Below are 21,564 nucleotides of genomic sequence, written 5' to 3' on the forward strand. Positions count from 1 at the left end.
CTCAGCGTTTGATGTTGGTGGTTTCCTGCAGCATTTCATCGACCGTCTGAATGACTTTGGCATTCGATGAATACGCGCGCTGCGTGGTAATCAGGGCGGTGAGTTCGGCCGCAACATCTGTGGCTGAAGCCTCACGCGCGTACCCTGCGATACTGCCAGTCGGCCCTTCGCCCGCATTCCACAAATAGAAAGCACCCGACTGTGGCGAGACCTGAAACGTTTGATTGCTCAGCGGCGTTAACCCGTTGATATTGGGCACGTCAACCAGCGGAATCTGGTAGATCCGACGGATGAAACCCGTGTCATATGTCGCAAGAAGGTAGCCGTTTTCGTCGATCTCTACAGATGCAAGCGTGCCAGTGGGTGAGCCGTTTTTTGTGATCCCGGTCGGGATAAAGCTGTCCGCCAGTTGGGTCATGCCGCCCGGTTCACCGGGGCGACCAATGGTCATGGTGATCGGCCCAGAGGCAACGGTCAGATCAAAAGTGCCGACGGCTGCGTTGTAGGCTCCGCCCGAAACAGTGGTAACTGATGCCAGAGTGCCGCCCGCGCCACGGGTATCGTCGAAGACCAGAGTATACTCCCCAACCACTGCCCCATTTGACGCGCTGTCGCGAATTTCCATTGTCCAGGTATTTGTGCCTGCTGTCGACGGAGGCACCGGCACTGTTGGGGTGAAGGAGATATTCAGGCTCTCCGCCGAGCCAAGATTATTGTAATATTCAACCATGATCGGAAACGGGTCGCCGGATGCGCCGACACTTGTCTGGATTGAGGGCAAGTTTACTGCCAGACCGATTGCGGTGGTCGGATCTGCAACGGTCTGATTGGCGCTGATCACAACGGGCTGCAGCCCTGAAAGGGTATCGCGCGAAAAGGCTGGGATCGTCCCGTCCTGATTGGCGGGCCAACCCAACAGGACCAGCCCCGATTCTGTCCGAAGAACACCTTCTGCATCCATTCGGAATGATCCGGTTGTGGTCATCATCATGGGTTGTGTGCCCATCCCGCCGTCTGACATGCGCACAGATGGCATAACCGGCAGCATGCCACGACCTGTCACGGCCATATCAAGGGCGTTGGAGGTGCTCACGATGCCGCCCCGTTCGTCGATCAGCCGATAGCTTGAGGTGCGGACCCCGCCTGCCGAGTATTTGCCCGAGCCCCGCCCCCCGCTCAGCACCATGCTTTCAAATTCAGCCGCCGCCCGCTTGTAGCCATAGGTCGAGGAGTTGGCGATGTTATCGGATATGGTCGCAAGCCGTGCCGCGTTCGCGTTCAAGCCTGCCACGCCCGCATTTAGCGAGGAAGAAATAGTCATCAATGCCGCCTTTCTACAGGTCGATGCCTCTATATGCCTCGCACCCTGCAGCATGGCGATTAACAGCCCGCTAATTCCGAAAACTTGATGAAATCTGCTATCGGTTCTTGCGCAACAAAATCACCTCGAGCCTGTTGTTTCTGATCACCGATGGGTCCGGGGTCAGCGGCTTGCGGTCGGCGAACCCGGTGATGCGGGCAAAACGGGTATCGGCCACGCCTTGCGCTCGTAACAATTGACGCCCTGCCTGTGCACGGTCCGCTGACAAGGACCACACCGGATTATCCCGCATCATCAAGGGGTAGCTGCGCACATAACCCCCAACAGCCAGGTCGTTTCGAGTGGCCAGCAGCACGTCGGCCAGCACCACTGCAAGATCACGCAAGGTCTGGGTCGCAGTGGCGGAATCGGGCTGAAACAGGGGGGCTTGTTCCAGATCGAACAGTTCGATCACCAGCCCTTCGTCGGTCACGCGGGTCACGACGTGGCGCAACAAACGCTCCATCGTCATACTCTCACCACTGCGGGCCAGCAAAGATTTTTGCACTTCGGCGAGGCGTTCTTCTTCTGCCTGCCGCGCCTCGGCCTGGGATTCGCTGCGCGATTGCCGTTCATCCGTTGGCTTGTTCGACGACGCGCCAGTGCCATTCTGGGCAAGCGTGTCTTCGGCCAGAACAGAGTCGCCCCCGAATGAACCGTCGCCCCCGCCAGAGATGCGGCTGAGCGGGATTGTCGGACTGAAATAATCCGAAATGCCCTTACGTTGTTGTTCTGTCGTCGCGTTCAGCAGCCACATCAGCATAAAGAAGGCCATCATGGCCGTTACGAAATCGGCATAGGCAACCTTCCACGCACCCCCGTGGTGGCCACCGCCGATAACTTTCTTCTTACGCTTGATGATGACTGGCGCGGCATTGTTCTGCCCGGCCATCACACACCCATGTTTCACACCCATCCCCGGTTTACACGGGCGCGGTAAACCGGGGCTTAAAGATTGGTGTTTTAAACATTTCCCATGGCTATTCGGCGGATGAGCGTGCCCATAGGTTGATGTCTTCTTCTGCTGCAACCCGGTCGATCTGGGCAAGTTCATCGGCAGAAAACTCCAGATTGCCGATTGCTCCCACACAATCCACAACCTGTTCAGGCTTTGACGCCCCGATCAGGGCCGTGGTGATCTTGCCCTCACGCAGCACCCAGGCAATCGCCATCTGCGCCAGCGTTTGCCCGCGCGCCTGTGCGATTGCATCCAGCGCCCGCACGCTTTCAAGCGCGCGGGGGGTGATCGTGCCGGGGTTCAGGCTTTTACCCTGCGCGGCGCGGCTGCCGTCGGGAATGCCGCCCAGATACTTCTTGGTCAGTATCCCCTGTGCCAAAGGCGTAAAGGCAATAGACCCGATGCCCAATTCGTCCAAAGTCTCGCGCAATCCATCTTTTTCCACCCAGCGATTCAGGATGTTGTAGCTTGGCTGGTGGATCACGCAGGGCGTGCCAAGGCTACGCAAGATCGCTGCCGCCTCGCGCGTTTTCGCGCTGGAATAGCTTGAAATGCCAACATAAAGCGCGCGGCCTGACCGCACAATATGATCCAGCGCGCCCATGGTTTCTTCCAGTGGGGTATCGGGATCAAAGCGGTGGGAATAGAAGATATCAACGTAATCCAGACCCATACGCTTCAGGCTTTGATCACAAGACGCGATCAGGTTCTTGCGACTTCCCCATTCGCCATAAGGCCCTTGCCACATCAGATACCCTGCCTTGGAGCTGACGATCAGCTCATCTCGATGGCCCGCAAAGTCGGTGCGCAAAATCTCGCCAAATGCCTCTTCGGCGCTGCCGGGGGGCGGGCCGTAGTTGTTGGCCAGATCGAAATGGGTGATCCCGTGATCAAACGCTGTGCGGCAGATCTCGCGTTTCACTTGATGCGGGGTGTCATGGCCGAAGTTGTGCCATAATCCCAGACTGATCGCGGGCAGTTTCAGGCCCGAGACCCCGCAGCGGCGGTAGGTCATCCGGGAATAGCGCTCGGGATGGGCGGTGTAAGACATTGGCAAGCCTCCTGTTGGCGCTATTCTTTCATTCGCCAAGGTCTTGTGCAAGTTGCACAAAGGCGAACAACGAGCTTAGAAGGGCTGATGACGTTTCACGTGGGTTCAGTGTTCAGGTTTGTCGGGGCCGTTTGGGGCCGGATGAACGATGGCCATTTCGGCCTGATCGCGGCAGGTGTGGCGTTCTACGCCATGTTCGCCGTTTTCCCCGGCCTCGCCGCCAGTGTCGCGATATGGAGCCTGATGGCCGACCCCAAGGTCATCGAAGACTATCTGGAGGTGGGCGAGCAATTTTTGCCCACCGACGCTGCCCTGCTGATCCATGATCAGGTAATGGGCCTGCTGGCCACGCCACGCACCACCCTTGGTTGGGCGACCTTTGTATCGTTGATGATCGCGCTTTATTCCGCCCGAGCCGGGGTGTCGGCATTGATCACCGGGCTGGATGTGGTGAACCGCACCGCACCGCGCGGCTGGATATGGGGCTGGGTGGTCGATATCACGCTGACACTGGCACTGATCTTTGCCATCATTGTCGGGTTGGCCACGATTGTTCTGGTGCCGCTGGTGCTGCAATACATTGACCTCGGCCCGGCAGAGGAATGGTTACTGGGCGTTCTGCCGTGGGTTGCCATGTTTGTTCTGGTGCTCAGCTGTCTGTCGATCCTGTATCACTTTGGCCCGAACCTGCCGTCGGGCAACGGGCGGCCATGGGTGTCTGTGGGGGTTGTCGTTGCGGCGCTGACATGGTCGGCGGTCAGCTTTGCATTTTCGGCCTATCTGGCGAATTTCGACAGCTATAACCGGATTTATGGCTCAATCGGTGCCGTGGTGGCGCTGCTGATGTGGCTTTACCTTGGTGTGCTGGCGGTGCTTTTGGGTGGCGCAGTCAATGCGGAACTGACCACGCCAAAGATCAGGGACTGATCGTCGCCACGGTGTTCGCCGCGACCTCGGCCCAATCGCTCACCTGGCCATCGGGCCAGATCACCCGCACCTCGGCCCGGTCCGCGTCGCCCAGACCAAAATGCTGCGGCCCCCAGATGCCGCTGACATGACCGCCGCCCGATGTAGTCTCATGCCGTTGCAGATGATCCTTGGTCCGCACTTCGACCCACGCGCCAATGCCCGTCGGGTTCGGCCCCGGCTGTTCCAGCGCCACCTTCAGCCAATTTCCCGCCACCCCGGCATTGCGCCAGATTTGCGCAGGCCCGTTGCGGTTGACCACCACCAGATCCAGCGCGCCATCCGCGTTCATATCCACCACAGCCGCCCCCCGCGCCGCAAGCGTAGAGGCCACGCCCGCCGTGCCTGCCGATTCCACAAACACCCCATCCGCGCCCTGCAACAGCAGGTTGTTGGGGTCCGCCATGGCAAAGTCGGGCATTTCCCAGACATTGCCCTTGGCCACGAACAGATCGGCCCGCGCGTCGTTGTTCACATCGGCAAACTGCGCATGCCATCCGGTGGACGGGCGCAGATCGTCACCCATGAACGGGCGATGCGCGGTCACGCCGCGCGCCCATGCGATATCGCCATAGTCGGGCGTTGCATCGGGGCCGGTGGCCACAAGCCGCTGCAACTTGTTATCCGCCATGCTGGTCAGGTAAAATTCGGGGTAGCCATCGGCATCCAGATCGGTGCTGGCAATACCCATCCCCCAGATCCGCAGGCGTTTCCAGCCCTCGGCTTCGGTATACAGGCGCGGCGGCTGGCCCGGCTCCAGATGCCACATCTGTTCCTGCCCGCCCTCATAATATTCGCGATCATTCGACACCCGCAGCGATTTGCGCCCCGATCCGTTCCAGTCGGTAAACAGCATCGACAGCGCGCAATGGCTGGGCGTCAGCGCCACGGGCGCGCCGTAACCCCCGCCATCGGGCCGATGCAGCCAGTTCTCGGTGCATGACCCCCAAGGGTAGGCTTCCTCGCGCTGGTTGATGTAATTGCCGATGGCCAGCGTGGGCAGGCTTGCTCCCGCTTCCCACATCGCGGCAAAGGCAGTCGACCACGCGTCGCCGCCGTCAAATCCCCAGTCTTCATTCGCGCGCTCAAACCGGCAATTGCCAAGCCCGCGCATCACCACGTTTTCGCCCACCCGCAGCAGCACCAGATCGGTGATCCCGTCACTGTCAATGTCGATCGGATAGGTGCCGGTCACGCCCTCCATTTCGATCCCGCTGACCACAGCCGTAAATGCCAAGGCCCCCCCCCGAGCGCTTTGGTTCAGGAACAATGCGGCAGGCGCAGTGCCGCCCGCCAGCGCCAGATCGGGCAGGGTATCGCCGTTGCAATCGAACGCGGCCACACCACCGCCCACCATATACTCCCACTCGCCTGCAAAGCTGTGCTCCAGCCCCGCAGGAGTGGTTTCCTCGACAAACTGCGGAACGGTCTGCGCGGCAGCGGGGGCCGCCAGCAGGATCAGAACCAGCGCGCGGATCATGCAAGCGTCCTCAGACTTACGGCGTGCGCGCCAATGCAGCGCCCCTGCTCCATGCCCTGTTCAATGGCTGACCGAAAGTGAATCCCGCCATACAGCCGCGAGATGCCAGCCTCGTCCGCCGCTTGCCAGAAACTTGCGTAGGATCGGGCGTCCAGCCCCTCGCGCTCGTGGGTGAAATCCTCATAGGCAAAAGCTTCGCCAAGCACGCCCGTAAGGACCGTTGCCGCCGCCGCCGACACGGTGGAGTGGCCCGACGGATATTCGGCAAAAGGCGGCGTGATCAGCAAAGGTTTCCAGTCTTTGTCAATCACCCGGTTGATATAGGTCACGGGCCGCAAAAGGTTGTATTCGGTCTTGTCATGCCAGCAACCGATAAACGCGTCAGCCATGCCGATGCCTAGTCGCGCCATCATGTCCACACTGACGGTTAGCGGCAGATTGTGACGTGATATCAGATCATTGGCTACAAAAATCCAATGGCCCGGCGGGGTCGATGACAGCATCGGGTCGTCTGACCAGAAGCGCGCAATCAGCGCCTGTTCGTCGGTCAGCGCCTTGGTGGCGGTGTAAACCTCCATCGCCTCGGCATAGAAATCTGATGTCGGGTCTTCGCTATAGACGGGCGGCGGGGGCAGGGCGCAGGTGTTTCCCGCAGGCATGGCAAAGGGGCGCACGCGGCCCCAATCGGGTAAAAGCGGCGCCTGTTGCTGGCGGATCAGGCTGGTCGGCACCCATGCTGACGGGTCGGCGGGCGGGCGGTAGCTTTGCGCAAAGCCCATGTTTTCCACCACCGCGCCGCCATCAACATCCGCCCAATCAATGATATGCGCGGCAATCGCCTGACCCAAGCCAACGCTTTGGCGCAACACCTCGGGGGCCAGCCCTTGGGCCACTTGGGCATCAAGCTTGCGCGTCATCGTGGCCAAGGCGCGTTGGCCAGATGGCCCGGTATTGGAAAAGAAATGCGCAACCGTGGCCGACAGTGCAGCCTGAAGCACCGCCGCCGCATCATGCACCCCGTCGCCTGCCCGTGGAAGCGTGGTCAACCCGTTCAACTGCCCGGCAAGTGAGGTCATACCCTCATCGCAAGCCGCAACCGCCTCATACCCTGTCACCCCAAGATAGCCAAAGGCGCGGCTGGCGACGGGGGGGGAATAGGTGGCGGTATGGCGTACCAGTTGAAGGCTCAGCTTGTACCAGTTGGTCAGCACCGATCTTGGGTCGGATGCCACCTGCGCCCGCGCCGGCAGCAGGACAGCGGTCAATGCCGCTGCCCCCAGTCCAAGAACCCTGCGCCGGTGCATATTGACCCCTTTCAGATGTATTTGTTCCAGAGGTTTTCCAGCCGCTCCTGACGGCCAGACTTTGGCTGCGGCTCCAGCCCCTCGGTCGTCACGCGCGCCGCTGCCGCCTCCAGACTTCCGTCCAGCATCGCCTTGGCGGCAGGCGTCTGCCAGCCAGCATAGCGGGTGCGCAGTTGGGCTTCCATCTCATCTGATTCCATCATCGCGGCGGCGCATTTCAACGCCCGCGCACAGGTATCCATCCCGCCGACATGGCCAAGGATCAGATCTTCTGGGTCCAGCGACTGACGGCGCACCTTGGCGTCAAAGTTGGTGCCACCAGTGGTATACCCACCCGCCCGCAATATCTCATAGAACGCCACGGCCTTTTCGGCGTGGTTGTTCGGGAACTGGTCTGTATCCCAGCCCGACTGGTAGTCATTGCGGTTCATGTCGATCGATCCAAAAATTCCCAGCGCCGAGGCAAGGGCAATCTCGTGTTCAAACGAATGGCCGGCCAGAATGGCGTGGCCCTGTTCCACATTGGTCTGAACCTCTTTTTCCAGCCCAAAATCCTTGAGGAAGCCGTAAACCGTCGCCACATCGTAATCATACTGATGCTTTGAAGGTTCCTGCGGCTTTGGCTCGATCAGGATCGCACCTTTGAAGCCGATCTTGTATTTGTATTCCACCACCTGTTGCAGGAACCGCCCGGCGTGGGCGCGTTCCGCTTTCAGATCGGTGTTGAGAAGTGTCTCATAGCCCTCACGTCCGCCCCAAAGCACATAGTTCGCGCCGCCAAGCTTCATCGTGGCGTCCATGTTCGCCTTCACGGTCGCTGCCGCATAGGCGTAGACATCGGGGTCGGGGTTGGTGGCCGCGCCCGACATCCAGCGCCGGTTGGTGAACATGTTCGCCGTGCCCCACAGCAGTCTGGCCTTATGGCTTTCCTGCTTTTGGGCAATATAGTCGACCATTTCATCCAGATTGCGCTTTGACTCTGCAAACGTAGCGCCTTCGGGGCGCATGTCGGCATCGTGGAAGCAATAGAACGGCGCGCCCAGAATATCGAACATCTCAAACGCCACATCCGCCTTCAGACGGGCCAGATCCATGCTGTCACCGAACCAAGGCCGGTCAAACGTCTGTCCGCCAAACGGGTCACCGCCGGGCCATGCAAAGCTGTGCCAATAGGCCACGGCAAAGCGCAGATGGTCTTCCATCCGCTTGCCCATGATGACTTCATCAGGGTTGTAATGGCGGAAGGCGAATTCGCTGGTGGCATCCGGGCCTTCGTATTTAATGGTGGGGATGTTTTTGAAAAAATCAGTCATGTCAGGCCCTTGATGGCAGATTGTGCGTTGATATGGCGGGCGTGGCCCGCGTCGAATGCGTCTTTCAACGCCGGATCCGGGTCAAAAACCCGTGCGATGGCGGGCAGCGTGGCGACTTCGGCCCCGGCCCCGGTTGCAGCCATAAGGGCCAGACGGGCGGCGCCGTAAGCCCCGCCAAAATCGCCCGCCACCGGCACTTGCACCGGACAGTTCAGCGCGGTCGCGATGGTGCGCAGCCAGTAGTCCGACTTTGACCCGCCGCCCACCGCCAGCAGGCTTTCCAGCTTGGTCCCCGTGGCCGCCAAAGCGTCGCGGCAATCGCGGAAGGCAAAGGTCACACCCTCCAGAATGGCGCGGGTGGCAGCTTGCCGATCGGTCGCATGTTCCAGCCCAACAAAAGCCCCGCGCACGGACGCGCTGTTCAGGGGGGTGCGCTCGCCGCCCAGATAGGGCAGGAACAGCGTCTTGCCAGGGGCCTGCAATGTCCCCAGATCACTGGTCAGGCTGGCGGCATCACTGCCCGACAGCCGCGCAAACCAGTTCAGCGCATCGGTGCAGGCAAGGATCACGCCCATCTGATGCCACGTGTTGGGCAGCGCATGGCAAAACGTATGCACCGCCGTTGCCGGGTCGGGCTGATAGCCGTCATTTGCGGCAAATAACACGCCCGACGTGCCGAGGCTGACAAACGCCTCACCCGCACGCACCACGCCAACGCCAACCCCCGCCGCCGCATTGTCACCGCCGCCGCCCGCGACGACAACACCCTTGGGAAAGCCCCAGCGGGCGGCCAGATCGGGGCGCAGCTTGCCCGACACTGCCGAGCCTTCGACAAGCGCGGGCATATGGCTGCGGCTCAGCCCGGTTGCGCCAAGCAGGTCATCCGACCAGTCCCGCGCGCCCGTATCCAGCCAGGCCGTGCCAGCGGCATCAGACATCTCAGACACATGATTGCCTGTCAGCCACAGCCGCAGGTAATCCTTGGGCAGCAAGACCTTTGCCACCTTGTCCCACAGCGCGGGCTCGTTTGCCTGCATCCACATCAGCTTTGGCGCGGTAAAACCGGGGAACACGATATTCCCGGTCACGCGCCGGAACATCGGGTCGTCATCCAGTTCAGCCGCCTCAAGATGGCTGCGGGTGTCGTTCCACAGAATGCAGGGACGCAACACTTGATCCGACGCATCCAGCACCGTGGCCCCGTGCATGTGCCCGGACAGACCAATGCCACGCACCGCGCCAAGACCATGGGCCGACAGCGCATCAATCACCGCTTCGGCCGCAGCGATCCAGTCGTTCGGCGATTGCTCGCTCCAGCCCTCATGTGGGCGTTGAACGGTCAGGGGCATGGTGGATTCCGCCACCACCTCCTGCGCCTCGGTCATCAGAATGCCTTTCAGCCCCGAGGTGCCCAGATCAAGACCAATATACATCAATAGGCCTTTGCTGGCTTTTTACCCATGATGATCATGCCCAGAATATCGTCATCAGACACATCGCCCACGTTCACCGTGCCGACCCGCTGACCGTTCTTCATCACCACAGCGCGGTCGCACAGATCCATCACGGCATGAATGTCATGCTCGATCAGGAAAATGCCCAAGCCCTGCCGCTTCAGTTCCTGAATCAGCTCGGCCACCATCTGGGTTTCCTGCGGGCCAAGTGCGGCTGTGGGTTCGTCCATGATCAGGATCTTGGCGTTGAAATAGACCGCCCGCGCGATGGCTACCGATTGACGCTGCCCGCCGGACAGCGCCGATACCGGCACGTTGAACTTGCGGAAGTTCGGGTTCAGCCGTGCCATGATCTTGCGTGTCTCGGCCTCCATCTGGGCGTCATCGACAAAGCCCGCCGCCGTCACCAGCTCGCGCCCCAGAAACAGGTTCGACGCTGCGTCCAGATTGTCGGCCAAGGCCAGCGTCTGATAGATCGTTTCGATGTTGTAGTGCCGGGCATCGCGCGGGTTGTGGATATCAACCCGCTCACCGTTGATGTAGATTTCTCCGGCATCCTTTTGATAGGCGCCCGACAGGCACTTGATCAGCGTGGATTTGCCCGCGCCGTTGTGGCCCAAAAGGCCCACAACTTCCCCCGGATGCAGGTCAATGCTGACATGATCGACAGCCTTGATGCCGCCGAAAGAGATAGAGATGTCACGCATCTCGACCAGCGGTGTTCCTTTGGTAACGGTCATGGCTGCCTCCTTACTTCGTGCGGGCGCGGTAGAGGTTGTCAAGATAGACGGCGAGAACAAGAACCACGCCTACGACGATCCGCTGTATGGCGGCGTCAAAGCCGATTAGAACCATGCCCGATTGCAAGGATTGCATGACCAGCGCACCAAGGATGGCACCGTAAATCGTGCCGACCCCACCTGCGAGGGACGTGCCCCCGATCACGGCGGCCGCGATCACATACAGCTCGTCCAGCGTGCCAAGCGCGTTGGTGGCAGAGTTCAGGCGGGCCGAGGCGATAACGGCTGCGATGCCGGTCAGTGCCCCCATCAGGGCAAAGATCTTCATCGTCATCCAGCGGGTGTTGATCCCGGCCAGTGCCGCCGCTTCGGGGTTGCCGCCGATGGCAAAGACATAGCGGCCAAAGCGGGTGCGGGTCATCAGTATGGTCATCAAAATCCCGACGGTCAGCATGATCAGCACCGGAATGGCAAAGCCGTGCGACACAAACGTATCATCAGGCAGGTTCATCTGGCGCAGAATGCCGCGTGGCAGCGGGTAGGCGTTCATAAGCATGACCGCCCCAAGGATCGCGCCACAGCCAATGGCCCCCAGTGTCATCTCTGCCCACATCGGGCGCAGCGGAAATTCGTGTTTGACGCGTTGTTTGCGCCCGTTGATCAGCAGCCAGACCACACCAACACAGGCCAGAATGCCGACAATCCAGCTTCCCGTTGCGCCGATATTTCCACCCGGACCGCCGCCCAAAAGCGCAAATGTGCTGTCCACCGGGGAAATGGTCTTGCCGCCATTGGCGATAAACGCCATCCCGCGCCAGACCATCAAGCCGCCAAGCGTGACGATAAACGACGGAATGCCGCGATAGGCGATCAGCCAGCCGTGGAATGCGCCGATCAATGACCCCAGAACAATGCCGACCGCACAGGTGATGATCCAGATCGACCAGTGACCAAGGCCCAGAATTTGTGGCAGCACATCAACCTGCAAAATCCCCATGGCCATGCCGGTCACGCCAATCAGCGATCCTACCGACAGATCGATGTTGCGGGTTATGATGACCAGCACCATCCCTGTGGCCATGATCCCGATGCTAGAGGTCTGCACCGACAGGTTCCACAGGTTGCGCGGGGTCAGAAAGGCGCCATTGCCGTTCACGACCGCGCCGTAGATGTGAAAACCACCCCAGATCAGCATGAGGGCGGCCAACATGCCAAGCAGACGGGTGTCAATCTCGGTCGCGGCCAGAAAGCGCTTTATCGGGTTTCCGCCGGCCACCGTATGGGTGGGCGTTGCAGGAGGGGCAGTCAAGGGTGTCTTGGTCATGGCATCGTCCAACGCTATGGGGGACAGGGACATCGCGAAAAAGACCAGACCGAGGCAAGCATCGGCCACATGTGGTCACGCAACCGTTCACGGTTGCAAGATGTCGCAAACAGGTGGTGAAAAGTGCGGCGCGGCATCCCTAAGGGAACGCCGCGCCGCGACAGATCTTATTCGCAGCCAACAACGCCAGCGACAGCACCTTCACAGGCCGCAGCCTTGGTGATGTGGCCTGCGTCGATAGCGACGTTCAGGTTGGCGCGGGTCAACGGTGTTGGCGCCAGCAGGATGGCGTTCATCTCGACACCCTTTTCGCCACCCGAGAACTTGGTCGCGCCTTCGATCGAGTCGAGCGAAGCACCCTCTGCCAATGCCGAGGCGATTTCGCCCGCAGCCTTGCCCAGCTGGCGCGCGTCTTTCCAGACCGAAACGGTCTGGGTGCCGCGTGCCACACGGTTGATTGCTGCATGGTCGCCATCCTGGCCGCCGACCGGAACGGTCAGGCCCTGTGCGCCAAGGGCTGCAACAACGCCGCCCGCCATGCCATCATTCTGGCTCAGAGCCGCGTCAACGTCGTTGTTGTTGGCGGTCAGGATCTGCTCCATGTTCTTCTGGGCATTTTCTGGCTTCCAGCCGTCCGAGAACGCTTCGCCGACGATCTTGATGTCGCCCGAATCGACTGCGCCCTGAATAACCGACATCATGCCTTGCAGCAGGAAGCCGGCGTTCGGATCGCCCGGATCGCCCTTGATGATCGCATAGTTGCCCTTTGGCACTTCTGCAAAGACGGTTTCCGCAATGATCCGGCCCACGCCAACGTTGTCAAACGTCAGATAGAATGTGCGGTCATCTTCGATCAGACGGTCATAGCCGACAACCGGAATGCCTTCGTTTGCGGCAGCTTCAATCGCTGGCCCGATGGCGTCCTTGTCCCATGCGTTGATGATCAGCGCGTCAACGCCCTGAGCGATCAGCGCCTCAACATCTGTCAACTGCTTGGCCGAGGACGATTCAGCATCAGCCGAAACGTATTCGTTGCCAGCGGCTTCCAGCGCTGCTTTTACCGCTGCTTCGTCGATCTTCCAGCGCTCTTCCTGAAAGCTTCCCCAAGAAACGCCGATTTTTTTACCCTCTGCCAGTGCGGCAGACGAAAACCCCGTCGCCGCGATCACGGCGAGCACGATTGCGTTACGCATATGTATCCTCCCTATGGATGCAGCCAGCGTATGGCTGGTTCGACGGATTCGCCGAGACGGGCAAAATTTGCCCTTATTAATTTCAGTTGTCAAAATAAAAATAGTGATGAAATCTAGGGTGGAGTAAGTATAAGCCTGTTTCTCGCTGCTTTGCAGCAATTTTCAGGCATATGACGAAGAATGTCGGCGATAATTTGTTAGGGTGCCAAAGAAATGCTGACACAATATACGGCGGGTGAGGCAGGCGAAGCGCGCAAGGGCGTGGGGCCTTTGATCCCGCCCCTGTCCGATACGCTGCGCCCACTGCGCCAGCAGGTGTTTGAGTGCGTGCGCGCTGCCGGGCTGATTCCCCGCGTGCAGGTGGCAAAAGATCTGGGGGTCAGCCCGGCCTCTGTCACCACCATCACCTCGGAACTAATCGAATCGGGGCTCATCGAAGAAGTCGCGGCCCCCCCCCGCGACGGAGAAACTGTTCGTGGGCGCCCCGCTGTGGCACTGGGCGTGCGAGCGTCCGCGCATCGTGTGGTGGGGATGAAGCTATCAGACCGCGAGCACACCGCCGTGGTTGTCGATTTTGCTGGCAATCTGATTGCTGATGACGCGATCCCCCGTCGTCCCGGTCCGATGGCCGTGGCCGAGCTTCTGACAGCCGTTGAAACGTTGCTGGACCGGGTTTGCGCCAAGGCGTCGATCAGCAGGTCAGACCTGAGCGCCGTTGGCTTGGGCGTTCCCGGTTTTGTCGACAGTGCCGAGGGGGTCGTGCTTTGGTCCTCGGTTCTGAATGACCGCAAGGTCGCACTGGCCGCACTGGCAAGTGCGCGTCTGGGGCTTCCGGTCTGGGTCGATAACGATGCAAACCTTGTGGCTCTGGCCGAGCTTTGGTTCGGTGTAGGGCGCGGTCTGTCCGATTTTGCGGTTGTCACCATCGAACATGGCGTCGGTATGGGCTTTGTGATGAACCACCGGATCTATCGCGGATCGCAGCGGCTTGGGCTGGAATTGGGCCATACCAAAGTGCAGCTTGATGGTGCTTTGTGCAGATGCGGTCAGCGCGGCTGTCTGGAGGCGTATATCGCCGACTATGCCCTTGCGCGTGAAGCGACAACCGCCCTGAACTGGGGCCATAAGGAAGGGCAAAGCATCGCCGTTCTGCTGGAAAGCCTGTATGATCATGCCAAGGCGGGCAATGCCACTGCGCGCAGCATTTTCCGCCGTGCAGGGCGCTATCTGGCGGTTGGGCTGTCGAATGTGGTCAACCTGTTTGATCCGGCGCTGATCATCTTGTCGGGTGAGCGCATGCGCTACGATTACCTCTATGCCGCCGAGACTTTGGCCGAGATGGACAATCTGACAATCAACACCGGCCGCCCCCGCCCACCGATCGAAATTCATGCCTGGGGCGATCTTCTTTGGGCGCATGGCGCCGCAGCCCTTGCCCTGTCGTGCGTAAGTGAAAGCCTGCTGTCGGCCAACCGCGACATCGCCGCGCAATAGCATCTTCCGTCGGGGAATGTCGCAGGACACTGCATCTTGCGGGTATTGCGCTATAGTGGCGGAAAGGCGCAAAATGTGATGGCAGTTGGCCTCGGAATGACCCGCAGTTGATTGCACATCCGGGCGGCTGTTGCGATAGTCGGAACAATCGCCGGTGAGGTTCCCATTGACACAGAGCAGACACCCCTTGTTGCGCCTGCCCTTTGTGGCCTGCCTCGCCGTTGCGCTTAGCGCCGGGCAGGCCGGGCATGCGCTCGACCGAGTGCTTTTCACAGTGGCTGGTGCAAATGCTGATCTTGGCGGGGCGCTCCGCTCTGCGTCTGCGCTGCTGGCCCTGTCCAATGAAGAAGATTTGCCAGATCAGGTGCTTGCCGCTGCCCGTGCCGAATATGGCCGCCTTGTCGGCGCGCTTTATGCGCAGGGGCATTATTCCCCCGTCGTGTCGGTCTTGCTTGACGGGCGAGAGGCGGCGGGCATCGCACCCCTTGATGCTCCGCAGCGCGTCTCGCGGATCGAGGTGCGTGTTGATCCCGGCCCGCAGTTTCGCTTCGGTCAGGCCTCGGTCTCTCCGCTTGCCACAGGGACAGAGCTGCCCGATGGCTTCGCGCGCGGGCAGGTGGCTGAAAGCGGCCTTGTGCGTCAGGCTGTGACCGCAGGCGTTGATGGCTGGCGCGCGCAAGGCCACGCCAAGGCCCGTGTTGCCGGTCAGGACGTGGTGGCCGACCACCCCAACCGCACCCTGTCCGCGCGCGTTGCGCTGGAACCCGGCCCGCGTCTGCGCTTTGGCCCGGTCGATGTTGTCGGCAACCAGCGCACCCGCGAAAACCGCGTGCGCAAGATCGCTGGCATCCCGCAGGGTGAAACCTATGATCCGGCCGACGTCGCCCGCGCTGAAAACCGCCTGCGCCGCACCGGTGCGTTTTCATCTGTCACCATCACCGAGGATGAGGGCATCACCCGCCCCGACCTTCTGGGCACCACCATCACTGTGGTCGAGGAAAAGCCCCGCCGCCTGAGCTTCGGGGCCGAGATTTCAAGTCTCGAAGGGCTCGACCTTTCCGCAGCATGGATGCATCGCAACCTGCTTGGCGGGGCCGAACGTCTGCGCATCGAAGGTCAGGTTTCAAACATCGGTGCCAAAGACAATGGCGTGGATTACAGTCTGAAGCTGACCATCGACCGGCCCGCCACCCTGACGCCCGATACCACGGCGCGTTTCGCCACTGAAATCGGTCATCTGGATGAACCCGACTTCCGCGCCGATCTGGCACGGCTTGGCGTTGGCTTTACCCATGTGTTTTCGGACAGCCTGACTGGGCGGGTTGATCTGGCCTACAGCATCATCGATGGAACCGAGTTTTCAGAAGACCGAGTCTTTTCAACCGATTTCCGGTTCCGCAGCCTGTCACTTCCCGTGGGTCTGGCATGGGATCGTCGCGACAACAAGAACGACGCCAAGCGCGGCTTTTATATCGAAGCCGAGGTGAAGCCCTTTCTTGGCTTTGGCACCACAGGCTCTGGTCTGCGCGCCACCGCCGATCTGCGCGGCTATCGCGGCTTTGGCCCGGATGACCGTTTCGTCATCGCCGCCCGCGCACAGGCGGGTATCGTGACCGGAGCAAACCTGCTCGCAACCCCGCGCGATGATCTGTTCTATTCGGGCGGCGGCGGCACCGTGCGCGGCCAGCCGTTCCAGTCGCTTGGCATCAACGTCTCACGCGGGCTGATCGACTATAAAATCGGCGGCAACCATTTTCTTGCAGGCTCGCTGGAATTGCGCACCAAGGTCACGCAAAATATCGGCGTTGTCGGGTTTGTGGATGCCGGGCGGGTCGATGTCGGTGGGTTCTTTGATCCCGCTGGCGACTGGCACGCCGGGGCTGGTCTTGGCCTGCGGTATGACACGGGCTTTGGCCCGATCCGGCTGGACATCGCCGGGCCTGTTGGAGGCACCACGGGGCGCGGTGTGCAAATCTACGTTGGTCTGGGGCAGGCGTTCTGATGCGCTGGTTGCTTCCCCTTGCGCTGATCGCTGCGCCTTGCGTCACCTTTGCGCAGGAAACCGAGGCTGAACGCACCGATCGCGGCACCATTGTCGCTTTTCTCGAAGACAACCTGTCCGGTGCGGGTCGCCAGATCACCCTGCGTGGCTTTCAGGGCGCGCTGTCGTCGCGCGCCAGTGCCACGCAACTGACCATCGCTGATGAAGATGGCATCTGGCTGACCCTGAACGATATTGTGCTGGATTGGTCGCGGTCTTCCCTGCTGTCGGGGCAGGTGTCGATCAACGAGCTGACTGCTGCAGAAATCATCATCGCCCGCGCGCCCCTGACAAACGATGCCACGCCGTCGCCAGAGGCAAAGGGCTTTGCCCTGCCCGAACTGCCCGTTTCGGTCGAGATATCGAAAATTTCGGCGGCGCGGGTGGTGTTGGGCGAAGCCCTGCTGGGTCAAACGGTTGAGGGCAGCATAGAGGCGTCTGTGTCGCTTGCTGGCGGCGACGGGTCGGCTGATCTGACCATCAACCGCACTGACGATGGCCCGGATGGGCGGATTGATCTGTCCGCATTTTATGCCAACGCAACCACGCAGCTATCTCTGTCGCTGAACGTGGTCGAAGACGCGGGTGGCATTGCAGCCACGCTACTTGACCTGCCCGGCACCCCTGCTGTGACGCTGCAAATCAGTGGCGAGGGGCCGCTTGATAACTTCGCCTCGACCATCGCGCTGACCAGCGACGGGGCCGAGCGTCTGACAGGCACCGTCACCCTGACGGGCACCGATGCTGGTGGCACCCTGTTCAACGCCGAACTGGGGGGCGATCTGGCCCCGCTGTTCGTACCGGAATATGCCGATTTTCTGGGCGATACCGTCAGCCTAAATGTCACCGGCCAACGCAGCACCGAAGGGCGGCTTGACCTCTCGGCGCTCGATCTGCGCGCCCGCTCGGTTGAATTGCGCGGTCAGGCTTTGATCGCCGCCGATGGTCTGCCCGAACTGATCGCGCTGAACGGCTTTCTGCGCGATCCTGATAACAATCCGGTTCTGATCCCCGGTTTCGATGCCGGGGTGTCGGTCCGCACCGCCCGGCTGGAGGTGGCCTATAACGCGGGCACAGACGAATCGTGGCGCGCGGTGGTCGAGGCCGAGAATCTCATCACGCCCGAGGCCAGCCTTGGGCGGCTTGATCTGCGCGGCTCTGGCCGGATATCGCGCACGCCCGTGGGCCGGGTCATCGGTGGCACCCTGACCCTGACGGGCAGCGGCATTGCGCTGCAAGACCCAAATCTGGCGATGGCGATTGGCGATGCCGTCACCGCCTCTACCCGGTTGTTCTGGCAAGAAGGCACCGGTGTCACCCGGATCGGTGCGCTTGATCTGATCGCTGGCCCGGTCACCATCGCGGCAGGCGGCGAAATCGCGGGCCTTTCTGACGGGTTCCGGACCCGTGGCCGGATCAGCATTGATGCCACTGACCTCGCCCCGTTGTCTGGCCTTGCCGGTCGCCCGCTGTCCGGTCGTGGCACCATATCGGCGGCAGGGCAGGGCAGCCCGTTGGCCGGTGATTTCGACGTTCAAGGCCGGATCGACGGCCAGAACCTGACCGTTGACATCGCACAAGCCGATAACTTTTTGCGCGGCCCGTCCAGCATCGCGTTCGACGTCCGCCGCGATACCACCGGCACCGTGCTGCGCAGCTTTGCCCTGCGCGCGCCGTCGCTTGCCGCCGATGGGTCAGGCACGCTGACCTCTGACACGGCCGACCTGTCTCTGACCCTGCGCATGGATGACCTCTCCCGCCTTGGGCCCGAATACGGTGGCAGCATCGCGGGCGATATGCGCCTGTCCGGCCCGCTGGCCAGCGGTCAGGCGCTGATCAAAGCCGATCTTTCCGCCAACGCCCTGCGCATCGGCCAGCCCGAGGTGGACCGCTTGCTGGCAGGGGCGTCACAGGTTTCGCTTGTCGCAAACCTGATCGACAACACCCTGATCGTCGAGCAGTTGACCGTCACCGCCCCCGGTGCCAGCGCATCGGCTGCCGGCACCTTGGCCAGCACCGGCAGCGACGTCACAGCTCAGCTGACCCTGCAAGACCTGTCGCGCCTGCGCCCCGGTCTGGGTGGCCAGATCGCCGCCAACGCGACCTTCAAGGGCACGGCCGACACCGCCGCCCTGACCCTGAGCGCCGAGGCCAACGGCCTGCGCACCGGCCAGACCGAGGCAGACCGCCTGCTGACAGGCACCTCACAACTCAGCGCCGCCCTGCGGCTGGAGGGTGGGACGTTGCGCGTCGATGACCTGCGCCTCACCAGCCCGCAGATCACCGCGCAGGCCACAGGCCGCCTGACCGATGACCTCCGTGAAGTCGACCTTACTGCCCGTCTGGTCAACCTTGGCATTCTGCTCCCCGAATTTCCCGGCCCTGTCACCCTGTCAGGCACCGCCATCGATACCGGCAACGGCAGCGGCTATACCTTGTCTCTGGCAGGCACCGGGCCGGGCAGCATAAATGCCCGTGTGGCGGGCCAATTGGCCGCCAGTTTTGCCAGTGCCAACCTGACCATTCAGGGCACGGCACAGGCGGGTCTTGCCAACCCCTTTCTTGGCAGTCGTGTCGTGTCTGGCCCTCTAAGCGTTGATCTTTCGTTGAATGGCCCGCTTGCGCTGTCGTCTTTGTCCGGGCGTGTGGGCCTGTCGGGCGGCAATCTGGCTGACCCGTCCTTGCCGTTTTCGCTGCAAGCCATCGACGCTAGCGCCACGCTGTCGGGCGGTTCGGCCCAGATCGCAACCACCGCTAATGTTTCGACCGGGGGGCGCCTGTCCCTGAACGGCCCCATAAACCTTACCGCGCCATATCGGGGCGATCTTGCGCTGATCCTGTCCGGCGTCGTCCTGCGCGACCCGCAGCTTTATGAAACGCTTGCCAACGGCCAGTTGCGCATCAACGGCCCGCTTGCCGGGGGCGCGTTGATTTCGGGGCGTATTGCCTTGCCGCAGACAGAAATCCGCATTGCGGCCACCGGTCTTGGTGGCCAAGAGATGCTGGACGGGTTGCAGCACATCAATGAACCCGCCGCCGTGCGCGAAACCCGCCGCCGTGCCGGACTTATCGCTGACCCGAATGGCACAGGCCGCAGCACCTCCGCCCGCCCCTTTGATCTGGATATTGAAATCTCGGCCCCCAATCAGCTTTTCATTCGGGGCAGGGGGCTTGATGCCGAGCTTGGTGGCACGCTGCGGCTGGCTGGCACCACGGCAAACATCATCCCTTCGGGCGCGTTCAACCTGATCCGGGGGCGGCTTGATATTCTAGGCCGCCGCCTGACCCTGACCGAGGCGTCGCTGCAACTCGAAGGCAACTTTGACCCGCTGTTGCGGGTGGTTGCCAGCAGCCAAAATGACAATGTGACCAGTTCTGTCGTGATTGACGGCTCAGCCACTGACCCTCAGGTCAGCTTCACCTCCAGCCCGCAACTCCCGCAGGAAGAGGTGCTGTCGCAGCTTTTGTTCGGCAGGCGTCTGGAATCGCTCTCTGCCTTGCAAGCCCTGCAACTGGCCAATGCTGTGGCCACTCTGGCGGGGCGCGGTGGTGAAGGTATCATCAGCCGCTTGCGCCAAGGCTTTGGTCTGGATGATCTGGATGTGCAGACCTCTGCCGATGGCACCACGCAATTGACGGCTGGCAAGTATCTGACCGAGAATGTGTATTCCGAAGTTGTCGTCGATCAGAATGGCCAAAGCCAGATCAACCTGAACCTTGATCTGACCGACAACCTGACACTGAAGGGCCGCGTGGGCGCCGATGGTAACACCGGGATCGGCCTGTTCTTTGAACGCGATTACTGAACCCGCAGCCCGTTCAGCACCAAAGCGGTGATTTCGGCACTGATATGATCCGCGTTCAGCGGGTCATCCGGTCCAAGCCCAGACATGAACCGTGCCTCGCTTCCCATCACAGCATAGGCCTCGGTCATCGCCCAGATGTGGAACTGCAACAACAACGGGTCCACCCGCCTGATCAGCCCCTGATCAGCCCAGCCCGTGATCAACGCAGACGCCCGCAGCGTCGCTTCACGCGATCCGGCCCAGACCTCTTGCAGCATCGGTGCGCCGCGCATCACCTCGCCGGTGAACATCCGCACCTCTGCCGGATGGCTCAGCGAAAACCGTACCTTGCGCGCGATGTAATCCGACAAAAACGCCTCTGGCCCCTTGTCCAGCGCGATACCTTCAAACAACTCAGCCCAGATCGCGGTAATCTGGGACAGGGCTTCGGCATACAGCTCTTCCTTGCTGTCGATGTAATAATGCAGCTTGGTTTTAGAGATGCCCGCCCGATCAGCAATGCCTTGGGTTGATGCGCCCCGCAAGCCATGCTCGGCAAATTCCACAATCGCTGCGGCGCGGATCACATCGCGCAACTCGCCGCGCTTGCGGGCCAGATCGCCCCGGCCCACATGGCGAAGGCTTACGGCTTCAATGGCAGCCATGCCGTCGCCTCCACCTCAATCAAAATATCATCCGATGGCATCATGGCGCTGACTTCTACCACAGTCGAGGCGGGCGGCGTGTCGGGAAAGAACATCCGCCGCACCGTGTTATAGCGCGGAAAGTCGTTCAGATTCTTGAAATATTGCACCAGCTTGAACACATCATTCATGGACCCGCCCGCCTGTTCCATCGTGGCGCGGATGCGGTCGAACACATACCAGCTTTGCGCCAGAACAGGCCCATCCTTGGCATCAACCGAAAACTCCCCGGTTTGGCCAATCGTCGGGCCAATCCCGTCAGGCAGATCGCCAAAGCCGCGAATGATCCGCCCGGCGCCGGGGTCCACCGCGATAACCCCGGATAGGAAAATGAAATCCCCCCGGCGCACCCAAGCAGAATAGCGGGCCAAAGGGGCGGCAGTGGGATCAGACATGG

At 61.3% G+C, this 21,564-nt stretch carries 16 protein-coding genes; 4 read left to right on the plus strand and 12 right to left on the minus strand.

Annotated elements, in window-relative coordinates; translation table 11 throughout:
• Nucleotide 1: 1 nt before the first annotated feature.
• The 3 genes from Q8K08_RS12955 to mgrA all read right to left on the minus strand — a co-directional run bounded on the left by Q8K08_RS12955 (nucleotide 2) and on the right by mgrA (nucleotide 3,369).
• A complete protein-coding gene (locus tag Q8K08_RS12955) occupies nucleotides 2–1,321 on the minus strand; it encodes a flagellar hook protein FlgE (RefSeq protein WP_304801545.1) in 1,320 nt (439 codons plus the stop codon).
• A gap of 97 nt (nucleotides 1,322–1,418) precedes the next feature.
• Nucleotides 1,419–2,252, minus strand: a complete 834-nt coding sequence (locus Q8K08_RS12960) for a flagellar motor protein MotB (RefSeq protein WP_304801565.1) — start codon at nucleotides 2,250–2,252, stop codon at nucleotides 1,419–1,421.
• Between the two features lie 88 nt (nucleotides 2,253–2,340).
• Nucleotides 2,341–3,369, minus strand: coding sequence for an L-glyceraldehyde 3-phosphate reductase (gene mgrA / locus Q8K08_RS12965; RefSeq protein WP_304801547.1), 1,029 nt, complete (start codon nucleotides 3,367–3,369; stop codon nucleotides 2,341–2,343).
• 87 nt (nucleotides 3,370–3,456) lie between these two features.
• Here mgrA and Q8K08_RS12970 point away from each other — a divergent pair, with 87 nt between their 5' ends.
• Complete coding sequence (locus tag Q8K08_RS12970) at nucleotides 3,457–4,296, plus strand: YihY/virulence factor BrkB family protein (protein WP_304801549.1); 840 nt, start codon at nucleotides 3,457–3,459, stop codon at nucleotides 4,294–4,296.
• On the opposite strand, the gene Q8K08_RS12975 is transcribed toward Q8K08_RS12970, so the two are convergent.
• The 7 genes from Q8K08_RS12975 to Q8K08_RS13005 form a co-directional block, all read right to left on the minus strand.
• The gene (locus Q8K08_RS12975) at nucleotides 4,286–5,815 is read right to left on the minus strand and encodes a CRTAC1 family protein (RefSeq protein ID WP_305250311.1); all 1,530 of its coding nucleotides are present in this window, start codon (nucleotides 5,813–5,815) and stop codon (nucleotides 4,286–4,288) included. The genes Q8K08_RS12970 and Q8K08_RS12975 overlap by 11 nt on opposite strands.
• Entirely contained in the window at nucleotides 5,812–7,119 is a 1,308-nt protein-coding gene (locus tag Q8K08_RS12980; protein WP_304801554.1) for a vanadium-dependent haloperoxidase, read from the minus strand. The genes Q8K08_RS12975 and Q8K08_RS12980 overlap by 4 nt, the downstream gene beginning before the upstream one ends.
• A gap of 11 nt (nucleotides 7,120–7,130) precedes the next feature.
• Nucleotides 7,131–8,432 carry a xylose isomerase gene (xylA, locus tag Q8K08_RS12985; RefSeq protein ID WP_304801556.1) on the minus strand — a complete coding sequence of 434 codons (1,302 nt, stop codon included), beginning with the start codon at nucleotides 8,430–8,432 and terminating at the stop codon, nucleotides 7,131–7,133.
• Nucleotides 8,429–9,865 (minus strand): xylulokinase, encoded by a 1,437-nt coding sequence (gene xylB / locus Q8K08_RS12990; protein ID WP_304801559.1) that lies wholly within the window; start codon nucleotides 9,863–9,865, stop codon nucleotides 8,429–8,431. Before xylB ends, xylA begins: the two co-directional genes overlap by 4 nt.
• Nucleotides 9,865–10,626: an ATP-binding cassette domain-containing protein gene (locus tag Q8K08_RS12995; protein WP_304801561.1), complete on the minus strand. Its 762-nt coding sequence runs from the start codon at nucleotides 10,624–10,626 to the stop codon at nucleotides 9,865–9,867. The genes xylB and Q8K08_RS12995 overlap by 1 nt, the downstream gene beginning before the upstream one ends.
• A 10-nt stretch (nucleotides 10,627–10,636) precedes the next feature.
• Complete coding sequence (locus tag Q8K08_RS13000) at nucleotides 10,637–11,950, minus strand: sugar ABC transporter permease (RefSeq protein WP_305250312.1); 1,314 nt, start codon at nucleotides 11,948–11,950, stop codon at nucleotides 10,637–10,639.
• A gap of 167 nt (nucleotides 11,951–12,117) precedes the next feature.
• Complete coding sequence (locus Q8K08_RS13005; protein ID WP_304799291.1) at nucleotides 12,118–13,143, minus strand: substrate-binding domain-containing protein; 1,026 nt, start codon at nucleotides 13,141–13,143, stop codon at nucleotides 12,118–12,120.
• 213 nt (nucleotides 13,144–13,356) lie between these two features.
• On the opposite strand from Q8K08_RS13005, the gene Q8K08_RS13010 reads away from it, so the two are divergent.
• The 3 genes from Q8K08_RS13010 to Q8K08_RS13020 all read left to right on the plus strand — a co-directional run bounded on the left by Q8K08_RS13010 (nucleotide 13,357) and on the right by Q8K08_RS13020 (nucleotide 20,484).
• The gene (locus Q8K08_RS13010; protein ID WP_304799293.1) at nucleotides 13,357–14,637 is read left to right on the plus strand and encodes an ROK family protein; all 1,281 of its coding nucleotides are present in this window, start codon (nucleotides 13,357–13,359) and stop codon (nucleotides 14,635–14,637) included.
• 166 nt (nucleotides 14,638–14,803) lie between these two features.
• Complete coding sequence (locus Q8K08_RS13015; protein ID WP_305250313.1) at nucleotides 14,804–16,639, plus strand: autotransporter assembly complex family protein; 1,836 nt, start codon at nucleotides 14,804–14,806, stop codon at nucleotides 16,637–16,639.
• Nucleotides 16,639–20,484: a translocation/assembly module TamB domain-containing protein gene (locus Q8K08_RS13020; protein ID WP_305250315.1), complete on the plus strand. Its 3,846-nt coding sequence runs from the start codon at nucleotides 16,639–16,641 to the stop codon at nucleotides 20,482–20,484. Before Q8K08_RS13015 ends, Q8K08_RS13020 begins: the two co-directional genes overlap by 1 nt.
• Here Q8K08_RS13020 and Q8K08_RS13025 read toward each other — a convergent pair.
• Both Q8K08_RS13025 and Q8K08_RS13030 read right to left on the minus strand, forming a co-directional pair.
• Nucleotides 20,478–21,128: a TetR family transcriptional regulator C-terminal domain-containing protein gene (locus tag Q8K08_RS13025; RefSeq protein ID WP_304799299.1), complete on the minus strand. Its 651-nt coding sequence runs from the start codon at nucleotides 21,126–21,128 to the stop codon at nucleotides 20,478–20,480. The genes Q8K08_RS13020 and Q8K08_RS13025 overlap by 7 nt on opposite strands.
• A complete protein-coding gene (locus tag Q8K08_RS13030) occupies nucleotides 21,107–21,562 on the minus strand; it encodes a RidA family protein (RefSeq protein WP_304799301.1) in 456 nt (151 codons plus the stop codon). The genes Q8K08_RS13025 and Q8K08_RS13030 overlap by 22 nt, the downstream gene beginning before the upstream one ends.
• Between the last annotated feature and the right edge of the window lie 2 nt (nucleotides 21,563–21,564).

Source organism: Pseudotabrizicola sp. (genome assembly GCF_030684215.1).
Lineage (GTDB): Bacteria > Pseudomonadota > Alphaproteobacteria > Rhodobacterales > Rhodobacteraceae > Pseudotabrizicola.